The organism is Marivita hallyeonensis, from assembly GCF_900129875.1.
In the GTDB taxonomy this organism is placed as follows: domain Bacteria; phylum Pseudomonadota; class Alphaproteobacteria; order Rhodobacterales; family Rhodobacteraceae; genus Marivita; species Marivita hallyeonensis.
In genome coordinates, this window is the sequence record NZ_FQXC01000010.1 from 39,450 (window position 1) to 55,690 (window position 16,241).

Below are 16,241 nucleotides of genomic sequence, written 5' to 3' on the forward strand. Positions count from 1 at the left end.
CAGCGGGCCCAATGGCGGGCCCGCTGCAGCCTTTAGTCAAAGGCGGCGCAGGCTTAGTTGATCAAACCAAGCTGACGCAGATAGGCCTTGTGGCTTTCGACAAGCGCGCGGGTTTCCGGGTTCTTGTCGGCCCAGCCTTCCCAGGCTGTTTGTGCGGCCTGACGGAAGGTCGCGCGGTCTTCGGCAGACCAGTCATAAAGCGTGACGCCCTGTTCCTGCAGCGCTGCTGCGGCTTCGGAGTTCGCTTTTTCGTTGAAGAGCGCGATCTGGAAGCTCAGCTTCTGCCAGGCCGTATCGATGATGCGGCGCTGCTGGTCGGTCAGGCTGTTCCAGACATCGAGGTTACAGGCAAGGTGGTCCGACGGCATGGAGTGGAAGCCGGGGTAGGTGGCGTGCTTCACGATGTCATAGATGCCGAGGCCGACGTTGTTGGCGAGGCCTGATGCGTCTGCGCCGTCGATGATACCGGTTTCCAGAGCGGTAAAGATTTCGGTGAAGTCCATCACGATGGGCGAGGCGCCGAGTTCTTCGAAGATCTCGGTTTCAAGGCCCGGGGGCGACCGGAACTTCCAGCCTTTCAGGTCTTCGAACCCAGCGATCGGGCGCGAGGACGACAGCGATTCCTGGCCGTAGATCGACCAACCGATGAGCTGCATGTTCTGTTCGTTGTAAAGCGCCTGCGCGGCTTCGTAGCCGTCGCCGTAATAGAGCCAGCTATACTGCTGCCACGGGGTGTCGTAGCCACCCATGATGTCGCCGACGAACTGGAATGCCGGGTTCTTGCCGGTCTGGTAGGCGCCGCCGGTCGCGTCGCAATCGACGATGCCGTTGATCGCCGCGTCAAAGGTTTCCACGGTCGCGACAACCGACGAAGAATAGAACATCTCGATGGTGATATCGCCGCCCGACATCACCTGCACGTCGTCGATCCAGCGTTGCAGGAACTGGCCTGTCGGATGCTCTGTCGCGTAATGTGTCTGAATGCGAAGCGTTACCGGTTCCGCGCTCACAGCGCCTGCCACCATCGCAGCCGCAGCTGTTCCCATGAAAATGGACTTGAAATTCATGTATTTTCCTCCCGTAGCAGTCTTGCGACCGCTTGTTTTGTGTTTGGTCTGACCAAAGTCTTTCCGATGGATGGTATACCATCCTGAAACGACGCTAGCGAAAGCCATGTCGACAATCAATATTTTTTGGTATACCAAAATTTGAATTCTGGCACAGGGTGCGCAAGTGGTCGGTTCGGACGACGGAAATTTTGATGTTGATACCGATGCTAGCCTGCCCGAACGCATCGCCGCGCAGCTTCGTCGCGATATCCTGAACGGGAAATTCGCGCCGGGCACCACGATCAAGGAACGCGACAACGCAGCCGAGATGGGCGTCAGCCGAACCCCGATGCGCGAGGCGATTCGTATTCTCGCCAAAGAGGGGCTTCTGGTTCTGCGCCCCGCCCGCAGCCCCATCGTGTCGGAACCGTCGTTCAAACAGATTGCAGATAACATAGAGGTGCTGACGGCGCTTGAACTGTTGTCAGCCGACCTGGCCTGTCAAACCGCGACCGACGCGCAAATCAACGAAATCGTTCTGGCCCAGGACAGGTTCGCGTCGCAATACGATGTCCTTGAGCCGGTCGAGGTGTTCGAGTTGGACATGCAGGTGCATCTCGCGATTGCACGCGCTTCGAATAACGACGTGCTGATTGAAACGCATCGGAGCATCCTCGGCCGCATGTGGCGCGCCCGTTTCCTGTCGGCGCGCCGACAGGACAGCCGGGATCGCGTGCTGCGCCAGCACGCATTGATCGTTGAAGGATTGAAACGGCGCGACGCGGACGCGGTGCGCGGGATCCTGTCCGACCATCTCGAACACATCCTCATCAAGGTGCGCGAGTATTTTGAACACGAAGAAGCGGAAACCGCCGAAGCGTCGTAACCCCAAAAAAAGACCATCTACTGAACAGGAAGGCTGACATGAAACTCTTGCGATTTGGTCCCAAGGGCCAGGAAAAACCCGGCATTCTGGATGCGGATGGACATGTGCGAGACCTGTCCGACCACGTGACCGATTTCGCAGGAGCGACCGTGTCGCTCGAAGCGCTCGACACGTTGCGGTCCGTGGACGTGGCTGCCCTGCCACTGGTGTCCGAGCCGGGGCGCATCGGAAGCTGCCTCGCCGCGGTGCCGAACTTTTTCTGCATCGGCCTCAACTATGCCAAACACGCAGAGGAAACCGGGGCCGAACCGCCGAAAGAGCCGATCCTCTTCTCCAAGGCCACGTCGGCCCTGTCCGGTCCGTTCGATCCGGTGATCATCCCACGCGGGTCGGTCAAAGGTGACTGGGAGGTCGAGCTCGGCGTCGTGATCGGCCGGACCGCGCTTTACGTCAGCGAGGACGACGCGCTGGACTACGTGGCGGGCTATTGCACGATCAACGACGTTTCCGAGCGGGAGTTTCAGATCGAAAAGGGCGGCCAGTGGATGAAGGGCAAATCCGCGCCGACATTTGGCCCGACAGGCCCCTACCTTGTGACGGCCGATGAGGTGCCTGACCCGCAGAATCTACGCGTAACTCTGACCCTCAACGGAGAGACGGTGCAGGACTCCAACACTGACGACATGATCTTCACCGTGCGTGAAATCGTGTCCTACATGAGCCAGTTCATGGAGCTGCAACCCGGCGATATCATCGCCACCGGCACGCCCTCTGGCGTCGGCATGGGCATGAAACCACAGCGCTTCCTCAAACCCGGAGACGTGATGGAGGTCGAGGTCGAAGGGCTGGGCCGTCAGCGTCAGGTGGCAGAGGCGGCAGAAATCTAAAGGCTGAACGCGGACTGCTTCTCTCACATCAGAGACGCTGGTTCGTTAAAAAAAGTGCGGTCTTGAGCCACTCAAACCGCATCTTTCCAGAATTGCGCTCTGGCGATTCGGCTTGGAGCGTACTCAGATAACGCGACCTTCGCAGCGATTGTAATTTGTTTCCAGACGCTGCATCGTTAGAGTGCATAGGCTCACTATTCCGAGCCGTACTCGATGCAGGTTGTTTACCGCTTGCTCGTCCGCTGTCCGACTTGAACACAAAGCCTCTTCCCACTTTTGGAGAAACAGAATTGTGAAAGATACGATCATTTTCGAAGCCGGGAATTTTGGCAACAAGAAGATTTACGCGTATGACGGAGTAGCTGTTAGCGAATTATTCGACATTAGCGGCACATTGCGAACAGCCGAGGATATGTCGAACGGCTTCGCGTTTTATGAAAGCTCCGCAACCGATCCGATCTACGAACTCCGCGTCTATGATGCACAATCCGGCTCGGTGACGACCATTCATACCGAGGATGCCCTAGCAGGATCGGGGGCGCCGTTTCTGACTGAGTACCAAGGCGGCGTCATTTACAAGGATTACGCAGTCGCGGGCAGCGAGCCGATTCGCTTCTTGAACGAAGGCACGACGATAACGCTCGTCGATGACAGCGAGTCACCGTTCAACGATCGCTTCAACGGTGGCGGACATTATATGGACTGGCTTGGCATTGCCGGAGACGCGATTTATGCGGCGGGCGGTAACGCCGGTAATGAACTCGCAATCAGGACCGGTGCCATTGGTGGCACGGTATACGAAGACTTTCACGTGACTTCCAGTTCTGAAAACGGCAGCCCGCGTGACTTTGTCATGGGTGATGGCGGTGTCTACTTTGTCGCCAACTTCCCCAATGGTGGTGGCAGTGGGTTTTTCGCAGGTAGTAGCGGCATTGTCTTCGGTGATGCGGCCGGTAACGTCAATGTTTTAACAAAGCCAGACGATCCCGGCGGCAGTCCGTTCATAGGTGACATCGAATACGCTGGTGACACTCTGTTTGTGTCGGGTCGGAGGCCTTTATCTACAACAGATACGTTCAATTCCGATACAGGACTGTTCCGATTGGACACAAACGCACCGTTTGCCCTGGAACTTATCGCGTCGGTCATCAACGGTGTTCAGATCACTCCAAGTCAATTGGTCGATTTCGGTGAAAACCTGCTATTTGTCTCCAACAACAACCTATTTATTTCGGATGGGACAGGTGCGGGGACTCAACAGCTGACATCAAACCTGACCGGGCTGCAAACGGTCGTCTCAGGCACCTCCAAAGCCTTCTTCTGGGGAACCACAGCTGAGGCAGGACAAGAACTTTGGGTGACCGATGGGACAGTAGCAGGGACATCTCTTGTGACTGACCTGAATCCCGGCACGTCCGGACAGCAAGGTCTTGCAATCACGGTTCTGGATGATGTCGCGCATTTTCAGGCGTTTGCAGATAATGTGGCCGGGCTCTTTGCATCGGATGGCACCGAAATTGGAACCGAACTCGTTTTTGCAGGAGGTCGCACGCCTGTTGCCGTAACACTTGGTCAAGATGACCAGACTATAAGGCTTTTGAATGAAGGACTTGGTCCTCTACGCGGTGTCGTAGATGCAGCAGGTGTCGGAACCATCCGAAGCCGTGACCCCGGCACGCCGAACGATGACACAATTGGATCCTTGGGTCGTAGTGAACGTCTCGATCTACGTGATGGGTTGGACAGATTCATCATTTCGTCTCGATCAGATAGCTTCACGTCGGAAGTCTCCGCTGACTCGATTGAGCTATCGAACGGCATAGAAACCTACGTGCTTGATAGCGTCGAACGCATCACATTTGTCGATGGCACACTCGTTCTAGACACCGGTGCCGGCGAAACGGCTGGCGAAGCGTATCGCATTTACCAAGCAGCCTTCAGCCGGACGCCAGACAATGACGGTCTCGAATTCTGGTTAAACGTGATGGACGGCGGGATGAGTATTGATGAAGTCGCTGGTTTCTTTCTGACATCAGATGAATTCGAAAGGACATATGGCACAAGTCTTTCAAATTCGGATTTTGTGAACCAACTCTATCTTAACGTACTGCAACGCCCCGGAGACCCTGAGGGGTTTGCGTTTTGGCGCGATGACCTGAACAGTGGAGATATCACCCGGGCACAAGTTCTCGCGCGGTTCGCAGAGAGTCCAGAGAACGTGCAAAATCTCGCGCCGCTTATAGATGACGGCTATTTCCTTATCTGACAGCAAAGCACGACGGACGCGATGCGTGTTTGGCGAGCACTTTAATGAATCAAAGACCCGCCATTCACATCAACCTCTGACCCGGTGACGTAAGCCGACAGATCCGACGCCAAAAACAAAGCGCAGCCCGCCACGTCTTTCGCTTCCCCGGCGCGGCCCATCGGGATGCCATCCAGCACCATCTGCCGCATCTCGGGTGTCAGTTTGCCCGCCGTGATGTCGGTGTCGATGAAGCCCGGGCAGATCGCATTGGCCCGCACGTTGTCCGGGGCGAGTTCCCGCGCCATGGCTTTGGTCAGGCCGAGGATACCCGCTTTTGCGGCCGAGTAATGCGGCCCGCCGAAGATGCCACCGCCGCGTTGCGCAGACACAGAAGACATGTTGACAATGCTTCCCGATTTGCGCGCGCGCATGTGCGGGATCAGAGCTTGCGACATGTACAATGTCCCGCGCAGATTGACATCGAGCACGGCATCGTAGTTTTCCGGCGCGATCTCCATGAGCTTCAGCGGCTGGGTGATGCCCGCGTTGTTTACCAATATATCCACCGCGCCAAACTTCGCCTCCACATGGCTCGCCAGTTTCAGACACGCTGTCCGATCGGTCACGTCACAGGCAAGTCCGATATGCCCGTCGCCGCTCAGATCATTCGCCGCCGCCTGTGCCGCGTCACCGTCCAGATCGAGGATCGCCACACGGCAACCGTGTTCGGCAAACAGAAGCGCCGTCGCCTTGCCCAGACCCCGTGCGCTTGCGGCGCCGGTGATGATGGCGGTCTTGCCGGTGAGAAGAGCTGTCATGGTGTGTCCTTCAGTTTTTGTCCCATCAACGCCTCGTAGGCGCGGATGACGCGGCTGTCGTCTTGTCGCCCGTGTCCCATGGCCGAAGCGGCGGTAAACATCTGGTACGCGGCGGCGGACAGGGGCAGGGGCACACCCGCGTCTTTGCCGGTCTGCAGGACCAATCCGAGATCCTTGATGAAGATGTCAACGCTCGACGCAACCGGCGCATCGTCCTGCATCATCCGTGGCCCCCGGTCGGCGAGCATCCACGAATTGCCCGCCGCATTAGTGACGATGTCGTAAAGCGTCTGCGGATCGCACCCGGCTTTTGCGCCAAGCGCCATCAGTTCAGCCGCCACCGCCAGATGCACACCCGCTGCGAGTTGGTGTACCACCTTGTAGGTCGCGGCCTGTCCGGACTCATCGCCCAAGCGGTGCACGATGCCCGACACTGCATCGAGAACGGGCCCGGCGCGATCGAACGCTTGCGCAGGACCGGACGCCATCACGGTCAGTGTCCCGGCTTCCGCCCCGACTTGACCACCCGAGACCGGCGCGTCCAGCAGAACATGCCCCGCCTCGGCCACCCGCGCCGCGATCTCTCGCGCATCCGATGGCGCAACTGTCGAAGACAGCATGACCGTGGCACCCGGCGCGAGGGCAGCCATAAGGCCTGTATCGAACAGAACCGCGCGCACCTGATCGGCGTTCACCACCATGATGAGAAGAAGGTCGGCCTCTTGCGCCGCTTCCTCCGCCGTATCGCATGGCACGCCACCCGCATCGCTGAAACGCTGGCGTGCCTCCGGCGACAGGTCGTACCCTTTCAGATCGATCCCCGCCTTCAGGATATTCCGCGCCATACCAAGGCCCATGGCACCCAGCCCGATGATTGAAGTGCTCATTGCGCCACCCAGGATTTAACCGACTGACAGACTGCATCGACCGTCAGCCCATATTGTTGGTGTAGTGTCGGAAGCGCCCCCGCATCCAGAAACTCGTCCGGCAGGCCGATCTGGCGGAACGGCACATGCACACCGGCGCGCATCAGGGTCGCTGCAACCGCTTCGCCCAGACCACCCGTGACCGAATGGTTCTCCGCCGTCACAACCAGCCGCCCACCCTTCGCGGCTTCGGCTGTGATCGTCTCTGCGTCCAGCGGCTTGATCGTCGGCGAATGCAGCACGGCGCAGGACACGCCATCTTTGGCAAGCGCCTTTGCCGCGTCCAGAACCCGCATCGTCATGAAGCCGGACGCGATGAACAAAACATCCGATCCATCATGGATCATCTGCGCCTTGCCGAGCTTGAACTGGTAATCGTAAGCGCCCAGCACGTTCGGCACTTGGCCGCGCAAAAGGCGCATGTAGACCGGGCCGGGATGGTCGGCGATTACCTTCGTCGCCTGCATCGTATCGATGGCATCGCAGGGGTCCAGAACCGTCAGGTTCGGCATTCCGCGCATGATCGCCAGATCCTCGGTCGCCTGATGGCTGGGACCGTAGCCCGTGGTCAGGCCGGGCAGGGCGCAGCAGATTTTGACGGGCAGGTTTTCCTCGGCAATCGCCATGCAGATGAAGTCATAGGCCCGACGCGACGCGAAGACGGCGTAGGTCGTTGCAAAGGGCGTGAACCCTTCGCGCGCCAAGCCCGCGGCGGCGGAAATCATCACCTGCTCTGCCATGCCCATCTGGTAGAAGCGGTCGGGATACGCATTCGCGAAAACATGCAGGTCGGTGTATTTCGACAGGTCTGCGGACAGCCCGACAATATCGTCTCGGGTCTTGGCCAACTCGATCAGCGCGTTTCCGAATGGCGCTGCAATGGTGTCGCGGCCTTCGGAATCGAGCGAGGCGATCATAGCGGATGTCGCGACCTTGCTCTCTGGTACGGTGCGTGGCGTGTATTTCGACTTGCGGCGCGAATGGGGTGGGAAATGCTCGGTCATACGGGCTTGCCCTCGTCCAGAATGGCCAAGGCCTTGGCCCACTCCTCGGGCTCGACACGCACGAAATGCGCCATCTCGCGCTCTTCGAGGAAGGGCACGCCCTTGCACATCTTCGTACGGCAGATGATGACGCGCGGTTTCGCTTCTTTGAGATGACGCGCGGTATCGAACGCGCTGACCAATGCGTCGAGGTCGTTGCCATCGACCTCCTGCGCATGCCAGCCGAACGCCTCCCATTGCGGCGCTTGCGGGCCGCTTGCCAAGGCATCCGTCGTCTTGCCATCGGCCTGCTGGTCGTTGAAATCGACCAAGCAGATCAGGTTGTCGAGCTTCCACTGCACCGCCGACATCACCGCTTCCCAGGTCGATCCTTCGCCAAGCTCTCCATCCGACATGAGGTTGTAGACAAAGGCCGGATTGCCCTTCCGCTTCAGACCCATCGCAGCGCCGACCGCAATGCCAAGGCCGTGGCCCAAAGACCCGCCCGTGATCTCCATTCCCGGCGTGTAGGCGGCCATGCCGGACATGGGCATGCGCGAGTCATCCATGCCGTAGGTGGGAATCTCGCCTTCGGGCAAGACACCCGCCTCAATCAGCGCCGAATACAAAGCAATCGCATAATGGCCGATGGACAGGTAGAACCGGTCGCGCCCCTCCCATTCGGGATCATTCGGCCGATAGGTCAGGGCGTGGAAATAGCTGACGGCCAGAAGATCGGCCGCGCCAAGCGCCTGACCGATATAGCCCTGACCCTGCACCTCGCCCATGAGCAGCGCATTGCGCCGGATTGCCCAGGCACGTTGCGCGAGACTCACATTGGGCCGCGATACCGCCGCTGCATCCGTCACGCGCTCCTCCCCATCGTCCCCCTGTTTGCGCGGCAGGGAAGCACCACGCGCAGGTTTTGGCAATCTAAATTTGGTATACCATTTCCCCACAGCACGATTAGGGTGCAAGACCAAAAGGTCGGGGAGGGAGAAAGATGAATCTGTCATCCATGCTGGCAGCACGCGCCGACGCCGGGCAACCGGTCCGCATCGGCCTGATCGGTGCGGGCAAGTTCGGGTCGATGATCCTGAACCAGGCAAAGTACCTGAACGGATTACACGTGGTCGGCATCGCGGATCTGGACATCGAGAAGGCGCACGCGTCGCTGGCCCGCGTCGGCTGGACCGAGAACCGCTTCGCCACGTCGCTGGACGACGCGCTTTCCACTGGCAAAACGCATGTGCTGGACGACGCGAAGGCGCTCTGTGCCTTTGACGGGATCGACTGCCTCATCGAGGCGACGGGCCATCCGCTTGCCGGGGTCCGCCATGCCTTGGCCGCCATTGAGCACGGCAAGCACGTTGTCATGGTGAATGTCGAGGCCGACATTCTTTGCGGCCCGATCCTTTCCAAGCGGGCACAAGAGGCCGATGTGATCTATTCGATGGCCTATGGCGACCAGCCCGCCGCAATCTGTGAACTGGTCGACTGGGTCCATACCGCCGGGTTCGAACTGGTCGCGGCGGGTAAAGGCATGAACTTCGCGCCGCCTTACCGCTATTCGACCCCGGACACGGTTTGGAGCTTCTTCGGCTGGACCGAAGAGGAGGTGGCGAAGGGCGACTTCAATCCCAAGATGTACAACTCCTTCACCGACGGCACCAAAGCCGCGATCGAGATGGCCGCCGTCGCGAATGCGACCGGGCTGGATTGCCCCGATGACGGGCTGGCCTTCCCGCCCGCCGGGCTGCACGATCTGGCGCAAGTCTTCAAACCGGTCTCCGAGGGTGGACGCCTCGACAGTACCGGTCTCGTCGATATCGCCGCCAGCCGCGAACCGGACGGACGGGTGGTTTGGAACAACATCCAGTACGGCATGTTCGTGACCTTCAAAGCGCCTGACGCCTACGCGCGCGACTGTTTCCAGCAATACGGGCTGCTCACCGATGACAGCGGCTGGTACGCATCGATGTGGCGGCCCTTCCACCTCATCGGGTTGGAGACCAGCGTCTCCGTCCTCTCGGCCTGCCTCCGGGGTGAGGCCACCGGCAGTTCCACCCGTTACCGCGCCGATGCCGTGGCGACCGCAAAGCGTGACCTGAAGGCTGGAGACTGGCTCGACGGAGAAGGCGGCTTCACTGTCTGGGCCAAAGCCATCCCCGCGCGGATCGCGGCCCCGATGGACGCGCTGCCCATCGGTCTGGCGCATCACGTGCGGCTCAAACGAGACGTCGCGCAAGACCATGTCGTCACCTTCGATGATGTCGATCTGACCGAGGATCAGGACATCGTCGCGCTGCGTACAGAGCAGAAAGCCATGATGGAATAACCAAGCCAGACGCGCATTTATGGTTTCCCTTTGCCCAAACTGCTCTACTCTTTCGTCATTCAAAAACAAAACCATGGGACGCAATGACGTCCCGTCCAGGGAGGACACTTCATGAATTTCAAAGCCGTTGCTGGCATCGTCGCCAGTGCATTCATTGCCACGACCGCTGTTGCGGATGACGCATTTCCGGAACGCCCGATCAACCTGATCGCGCCGTTCAATGCGGGTGGCGGCACCGACCTTCTGCTGCGCGGCTTCGCCCCGCATTTCGCCGAAGCCATCGGCGGTGAGGCGTTCGTGTCGAACATGGCGGGTGGGTCCGGCACGGTCGCCGCTTCGGCCCTGCAGGGCCAGCGCCCGGATGGCTATCAGTTGGGCTACTTCTCGATTACGGTGTCCACGATCCAGCCGCAGATCAAGAACGTGCCTTATGGCGTCGATAGCTGGACGCCGATCTGTTCTGTCGCGGCCTCGCCGACATTGCTCTTCACCAATGCCGACACGCCTTACATGACCGCGCAGGATGTGGTGGATGCCGCCAACGCCAACCCCGGCGAATTGGTCTATGGCTCCTCCGGTCCTGGCGCGATGACCCACCTGACGACGGTGGCCGCCTTCGCCGGTCTCGGCATTCTGGACAAGCTGAAGCACCTGCCGTTCCAGGGCTCCGGCCCGGCCGTAAAGGAACTGACCGCCGGCACGATCCAGTTCTTCGGCGACACTGAAATCCTGATGAGCCGGGGCGATTTCCGCCCGCTGATGGTGTTCAACAACGAACGGCTTGAAACCTATCCCGATGTGCCGACGGCCACCGAAGTCGGCATCGAACCGCCCCTGAACGAGCTCTATCTCTGGGGCGGTCTTTTCGCACCAGCGGGGCTTGAGCCAGAGGTGACCGCCAAGCTCGAAGCGGCCTGTGAGGCTGCCGTCAATTCCGAAGGCTTCCAGGAGTTCGCGGCCAATTCCGGCACGGTGATCAATTTCCGTGGCGCGGAAGAGTTCGAAGCGTTCTTCCGTCAGCAATACGAAGCCAACGGCGCGCTGATCGAAGCGGCGGGTCTCTGAGGTCTTCGGGGCGGTCCCAAAGCGGACCGCCCCATATGCCCATGAATCGCATCCTCAACGAACGGGTCTTCGTCCTGCTCGGCCTCTTTCTGGTCGGGGCAGGGCTTTATGCGTCGACCTTTCAGCAGACCTTCACCGCAGGCGTCGCCGCGCAATCACCAGTGTTCTTTCCGCGCATCATCCTGACCCTTTGGATGGGCCTCGCTTTGATCGCGCTTGTTCAAACGATGCAACGGACCGAGGCCAATGCCCCTGTCGCAAGCTGGTCCAGACTTGGTCTGCTTATTGTCGCCTCGGTCATCTACACCAACGTGATCGGGCGCGAAGGGTTCTTTATCCCTTCAGTCATTTTCGCCGCCATCAGCCTGCCGATCTTTGGCGTGCGCAATCCACTTCTCGTCGCGCTCTACGCCATAGCGGTTCCCGGCGCGCTGGTTCTGTTCTTCAACCACATGCTGAGCATGCCCTTGCCGGTGTCTCGCTTCACACATCTGTTCTGAGGCCCATCGATGCTGTCAGCCCTTCCCGACGCCATTGCGATCCTGCTGACCTTCGAAGGGCTGCTGGTTCTGGTGATGGGCACCGTGCTTGGCATCGTCCTCGGGGCCATGCCTGGTATCGGGTCGACGGTTGCGGTCGCGATGGTCCTGCCATTCACGCTCACCATGGGGCAGGCGCCTGCGATCCTTCTGCTTCTCGCGGTCTATGCCGGGTCGGTCTATGGCGGCTCCATCGCCGCGATCCTCATCAACACGCCCGGCACGCCCCAATCCGCTGCCACTTGCCTTGACGGCTACCCGATGGCGCAACGAGGGGAGGCCGGTCTGGCGCTTGGCTGGGCCACGGTCGCGTCCGTCATCGGCGGTCTCGTCTCGGCCATTGTCCTGATCTTCGCCGCGCCACAACTCGCCGCCTTTGCGCTTGAGTTCGGCCCGATTGAGACCTTCGCCCTCATCCTGCTTGGCATGACCTGCATCGTCTCGGTCTCAACCGGGTCGGTGATCAAAGGACTTCTCGCCGGGATGATCGGCATCTTCCTGTCCACCGTCGGCGGCGACCCGATCATCGGAGAGATGCGCTTTACCTTCGACAATTGGCAGCTCTTCGCGGGCTTCAACCTGCTTGCGGTCGTGATCGGTGTCTTCGCCCTGTCTGAAGTCCTGATGCGGGCGAGCGCGAAGCTGTCCCAGACATCAGAGCTGATCGACTTTAAGGGCGTGAAACTCCCAAGCCTCGCCATGTGGAAAGGCCGGTACAAGAACCTCGGCAAATCCGTTCTCATCGGGAACCTGATCGGCGTTCTTCCGGGGACAGGCGCCGCGACCGCCGCCTTCATCTCTTACGCCGAAGGGCGCAGGTCCTCACCCAATGGCGACAAATACGGCACTGGCGAACCCGACGGTATCGTCTCCTCCGAGGCAGCCAACAACGCCGTCACCGGGGGTGCACTGGTGCCGACCATGGCGCTTGGAATCCCCGGCGATGCCATCACCGCCGTGATGCTGGCCACGCTGACCCTGCACGGCATCACGCCCGGGCCGAAACTGGTCGAGGATAACCCCACCCTTATCGCCGCCATCTTCGCGGGCTTCTTCATCATCAACCTGCTGCTTTTGCCGCTTGGCATCCTCTTGTCGCGCGTCGCCGCCCCCATCCTGCGCGTGCGCGAGGCCTACATGATGACCGCCATCGTGCTTCTCTGCGCCGTCGGCGTCTATTTCGTGCGCGGCAACCCGTTCGATCTGCTTGTCATGGGTGCCGCCGGCGTCGTCGGGTTCATCCTGCGCCGACAAGGCTTTCCGATGGCACCGCTGGTGATCGGTATGGTCCTCGGCCCGACACTGGAAATTACGCTTCGTCAGGGGCTCATCCTGACCGACGGCAATTTCTTTGCCTTCTTCACCGGCCATCCCATTGCGCTGGTGCTCGGCGTGACTGCGGTGATCGCCCTGCTGTTCCCGTTCATCCGGCATCAGTTGGCGCGCAGACAAACCGTCTAGACCGCGTCTTCAACCAACGCCCCCGGCGCCTGGATTACCCGGGCCGCCAAGTCCATTGCGCGTTGCGCGGCCTCGGGCAAAGGCTGACCCATGGCAAGACCTGACAGTAGACCTGCGGCAAAGCTGTCCCCGGCGGCGGTGCTGTCGATCACCCTGCCAACAGGTGTGGGCGTCAGGGTGAACTGACCCGTCTCGGGCGACGTCGCCACCAGCGGCTCTGCGCCGTTCTTGACCACCACCGTGGTCGCACCGGCCTCGCGATACCGCGCAATCGTGTCGTCCGGACCTGCATCGCCAAAAAGCACCGTTTCCTCGTCGAAGCTCGGAAGCACGATGTCCGCCGCTGACGCCCCGAGCACCAATCCCGCTTTCATCGCGTCTTCGCTCTCCCACAACCGGGGCCGCAGGTTGGTGTCAAACGACACCGTCACTCCGGATGCCCGCGCCGCGTTCAACGCGTCCGTCAGCCGAAGCCGATGGTCAGGCGACAGGATCGCCAGCGTGATCCCCGAGAAATGGACCATCCGCGCACAACCCAGATGGGTGGACAGCCACGCCTCATCCGCCGCCAGCAACCGCGCGGCAGATTGCCCGCGCCAGTAGGAAAAGCTGCGCTCCCCATGGTCGGTCGAAATCATGTAAAGCCCCACGGTCCGGTCCGGCACTTCACGCAAAGGCGAGGTGTCGATACCTGCACTGCCCATGAAAGCCTGCATTTCGGCACTGGCCGTATCCGTGCCGATGGCGCTCAGATACCCGATGCCCTCATTCTCCGGCAAAAGCCGCCGCGCATACCACGCCGTGTTGAACGTGTCCCCCGCAAAACCGCGCCGATAGGTGTCCGAGCTGAGCTGCGCGAGCTCCACCATGCATTCCCCGACACATAAAAGCGTGAGGGGGCGGGTGTCAGGGACATGTGTCATGGCGTGTCTCTCAGGTCATCTTCGGTCGTCCCCGCATGTACCACGAAACGGGTCGCAGGAAAGGGAGGGCGACAACGGCCACCATTGTTGGCAAACGGGCCACTCCTGTGCCATGCTTCGGGAGGAGGGTGCCATGACGTCCAAGACCGCAGGGTCCACACCACCGGATCATCTGACGCCGCAGCAGGCCATGCCCAAGGTCAATACGGTGACCGCGGCCGATATCGCCGCCGCGCTGAAGGCCGGCGTCTCCGACTTTCTGGCACGCCCCGTCATGAGCGGCTTTTTAGGTCTGTTCTACGCGGTTTTTGGACTCCTGCTCGTCTGGAGCCTGATTTGGTTCAACATGATCTGGATGATCATTCCCGCCGTCGTCGGCTTTCCGCTGGTCGCGCCTTTCGCCGCCGCGGGGCTTTATGAAATGTCGCGCCGGCTGCAAACCGGAGAGCAGTTCGGCTGGTCTGATATCCTCACGGTCATGGCCGATCAGCGCAATCGCGAAATGGGCTGGATGGCTTTTGTCACATTGTTCATTTTCTGGGTCTGGATGTATCAGGTCCGGCTTTGGCTGGCGATCATCCTGCAGGACGCCTCCTTCTCGGATTTCGACGGGTTCTTGAACACGGTCCTCTACACCCCGGACGGTTGGACCTTCCTGGCCATTGGCACCGGCGTGGGCGCGTTTCTGTCGGCTGCCCTGTTCACGGTAACCGTGATCGCCATGCCGTTGCTGCTCGACCGGGAGACCAATTTCGTGTCCGCCATGCTGACGTCCATTCGCGTCGTCGCGGAGAGCCCCTTCGTGATGCTCACCTGGGCGGCAATCATCTCGGTCACCATGGTCGTGTCGATGGTTCCGGCGTTTCTGGGCCTGATCGTCACACTGCCGATCCTCGGGCACACCACGTGGCATCTCTATCAGCGGGCCGTCCCACCAGAGGAAGGCTGATCGATCCATCACCTTGTACCGTTGTACCGTTTTAACCCGTGGGAGGCCTGCCAGATATGTCGCCACCAAAGCTCTACCTTGGCCCGCTGACCGACAACCGCCGCTGGGACAGCGTCGACATCCGCCCCGACGACGTGATCGTCGTGACCCCGCCGAAATGTGGAACGACCTGGATGCAGACCATCGTCGCCCTGCTGTTCTCGGGTGATCCGGAGGTCGAGACCGAACTCTCCGTCAAGATGCCCTGGGTCGATATCCGCGTCCGCGAGATGTCCGAGGTCGCCGCCCGGCTCGACGCCATGACCCACCGGCGCAGCATGAAAAGCCATACGCCGATGGACGGCCTGCCGCTCCACGATGAGGCGCAGTATCTCTGCGTCTTCCGGCACCCGCTGGATGCGCATTTCTCGTACCGCAAACACGTCCGCAACGTGCCGCTGCCGTGGTTCGATCTGTGGTATCCCGAGGACGACACCGACGGCATCACCTTCCGCCGCTTCCTCGATGGCGGGGCCGAGGGCTTCGACACCGACGTAATGCCGCTGGCGCATATCCTGCAGCATTACAAAGCCGCAAAGGCCTTGGCCGACCGGCCCAACGTGACGCTCTTTCACTACGCCGACATGACGCGCGATCTGGCAGGCACGATGGAGACCGTTGCGGCGCTGCTCGACATCTCTCACCCGCGCGCGCTTGTGGACAAGCTCATTCAGGCCGCCACCTTCGACAACATGAAAACCAACGCCACCCGCTTCGCCCCCTCGGGCGGCAAAGGCTTCTTCAAATCCGATGCGGAGTTCTTCCACAGCGGCACCAGCGGCAAATGGCACGGCGTTCTGACACCCGACGAACTGGCGGCTTACAACGCGATGATGGACGCCCACCTTCCACCAGAGGAGCGGGCGTGGCTGGAATACGGGTCTGAGGGGACCAACCCAGGCTAGCGGAAACTCAGTTCGGGAGGGTGGGTCGGTGTCAGAAACCTCGCAAAACCCCAAAGGTTTCGCATGGGGTTTGTGGTCTGGGTAAGCATTTGGTCTTTTAGCCTAGGAGGGCGACGTGACAAAAACGACCGATACCGGTGAAAAACTCCGCCTGATCAGATGAGGCCATGTATCTTAGCGAACGGGTCCCAGTCTTTGTCCTCGTGCCAATCATACTCGCTCCAC

At 60.4% G+C, this 16,241-nt stretch carries 15 protein-coding genes; 9 read left to right on the forward strand and 6 right to left on the reverse strand.

From position 1 onward, the window contains the following. Positions 1-53: 53 nt before the first annotated feature. Complete coding sequence (locus BUA42_RS20080) at positions 54-1,067, reverse strand: TRAP transporter substrate-binding protein (RefSeq protein WP_072780136.1); 1,014 nt, start codon at positions 1,065-1,067, stop codon at positions 54-56. A 166-nt stretch (positions 1,068-1,233) separates the two neighbouring features. Between BUA42_RS20080 and BUA42_RS20085 the strand changes: the two genes are divergently transcribed. The 3 genes from BUA42_RS20085 (at position 1,234) to BUA42_RS20095 (ending at position 5,088) form a co-directional block, all read left to right on the forward strand. Next, positions 1,234-1,935: a GntR family transcriptional regulator gene (locus tag BUA42_RS20085; protein WP_072780137.1), complete on the forward strand. Its 702-nt coding sequence runs from the start codon at positions 1,234-1,236 to the stop codon at positions 1,933-1,935. A gap of 38 nt (positions 1,936-1,973) precedes the next feature. Beyond that, on the forward strand, positions 1,974-2,822 hold the full coding sequence (locus BUA42_RS20090) for a fumarylacetoacetate hydrolase family protein (RefSeq protein ID WP_072780138.1): 849 nt from the start codon (positions 1,974-1,976) through the stop codon (positions 2,820-2,822). Positions 2,823-3,114: 292 nt separating this feature from the next. Then, positions 3,115-5,088, forward strand: coding sequence for a DUF4214 domain-containing protein (locus BUA42_RS20095; RefSeq protein WP_072780139.1), 1,974 nt, complete (start codon positions 3,115-3,117; stop codon positions 5,086-5,088). A 41-nt stretch (positions 5,089-5,129) separates the two neighbouring features. Here the strand turns inward: BUA42_RS20095 and BUA42_RS20100 are convergent, their stop codons facing one another. Genes BUA42_RS20100 through BUA42_RS20115 form a run of 4 tightly spaced genes read right to left on the reverse strand, consistent with a single transcriptional unit; the run spans position 5,130 to position 8,585 of the window. Continuing rightward, complete coding sequence (locus BUA42_RS20100; protein WP_072780140.1) at positions 5,130-5,888, reverse strand: SDR family NAD(P)-dependent oxidoreductase; 759 nt, start codon at positions 5,886-5,888, stop codon at positions 5,130-5,132. After that, entirely contained in the window at positions 5,885-6,775 is an 891-nt protein-coding gene (gene ltnD / locus BUA42_RS20105; protein WP_072780141.1) for an L-threonate dehydrogenase, read from the reverse strand. The genes BUA42_RS20100 and ltnD overlap by 4 nt, the downstream gene beginning before the upstream one ends. Further along, positions 6,772-7,818 (reverse strand): transketolase family protein, encoded by a 1,047-nt coding sequence (locus BUA42_RS20110; RefSeq protein ID WP_072780142.1) that lies wholly within the window; start codon positions 7,816-7,818, stop codon positions 6,772-6,774. The genes ltnD and BUA42_RS20110 overlap by 4 nt, the downstream gene beginning before the upstream one ends. Continuing rightward, entirely contained in the window at positions 7,815-8,585 is a 771-nt protein-coding gene (locus tag BUA42_RS20115; RefSeq protein ID WP_143152763.1) for a transketolase, read from the reverse strand. The genes BUA42_RS20110 and BUA42_RS20115 overlap by 4 nt, the downstream gene beginning before the upstream one ends. Positions 8,586-8,800: 215 nt before the next feature. Here BUA42_RS20115 and BUA42_RS20120 point away from each other — a divergent pair, with 215 nt between their 5' ends. From BUA42_RS20120 to BUA42_RS20135, 4 genes are all read left to right on the forward strand, one after another. Further along, positions 8,801-10,135, forward strand: coding sequence for an NAD(P)H-dependent oxidoreductase (locus BUA42_RS20120; protein WP_072780143.1), 1,335 nt, complete (start codon positions 8,801-8,803; stop codon positions 10,133-10,135). 111 nt (positions 10,136-10,246) lie between these two features. Continuing rightward, positions 10,247-11,200, forward strand: coding sequence for a Bug family tripartite tricarboxylate transporter substrate binding protein (locus BUA42_RS20125; protein WP_072780144.1), 954 nt, complete (start codon positions 10,247-10,249; stop codon positions 11,198-11,200). A gap of 35 nt (positions 11,201-11,235) precedes the next feature. Then, positions 11,236-11,700, forward strand: coding sequence for a tripartite tricarboxylate transporter TctB family protein (locus BUA42_RS20130; protein WP_084066318.1), 465 nt, complete (start codon positions 11,236-11,238; stop codon positions 11,698-11,700). A gap of 9 nt (positions 11,701-11,709) precedes the next feature. After that, the gene (locus tag BUA42_RS20135) at positions 11,710-13,200 is read left to right on the forward strand and encodes a tripartite tricarboxylate transporter permease (RefSeq protein WP_072780145.1); all 1,491 of its coding nucleotides are present in this window, start codon (positions 11,710-11,712) and stop codon (positions 13,198-13,200) included. Here the strand turns inward: BUA42_RS20135 and BUA42_RS20140 are convergent. Next, a complete protein-coding gene (locus BUA42_RS20140) occupies positions 13,197-14,123 on the reverse strand; it encodes a sugar kinase (protein WP_072780146.1) in 927 nt (308 codons plus the stop codon). The two genes, BUA42_RS20135 and BUA42_RS20140, sit on opposite strands and share 4 nt — an antisense overlap. Positions 14,124-14,256: 133 nt before the next feature. Here BUA42_RS20140 and BUA42_RS20145 point away from each other — a divergent pair, with 133 nt between their 5' ends. Together BUA42_RS20145 and BUA42_RS20150 are read left to right on the forward strand one after the other, a co-directional pair. Beyond that, positions 14,257-15,072, forward strand: a complete 816-nt coding sequence (locus tag BUA42_RS20145) for a DUF2189 domain-containing protein (protein ID WP_072780152.1) — start codon at positions 14,257-14,259, stop codon at positions 15,070-15,072. Positions 15,073-15,128: 56 nt separating this feature from the next. Further along, entirely contained in the window at positions 15,129-16,016 is an 888-nt protein-coding gene (locus tag BUA42_RS20150; RefSeq protein ID WP_072780147.1) for a sulfotransferase domain-containing protein, read from the forward strand. The last annotated feature ends 225 nt before the right edge of the window (positions 16,017-16,241 follow it).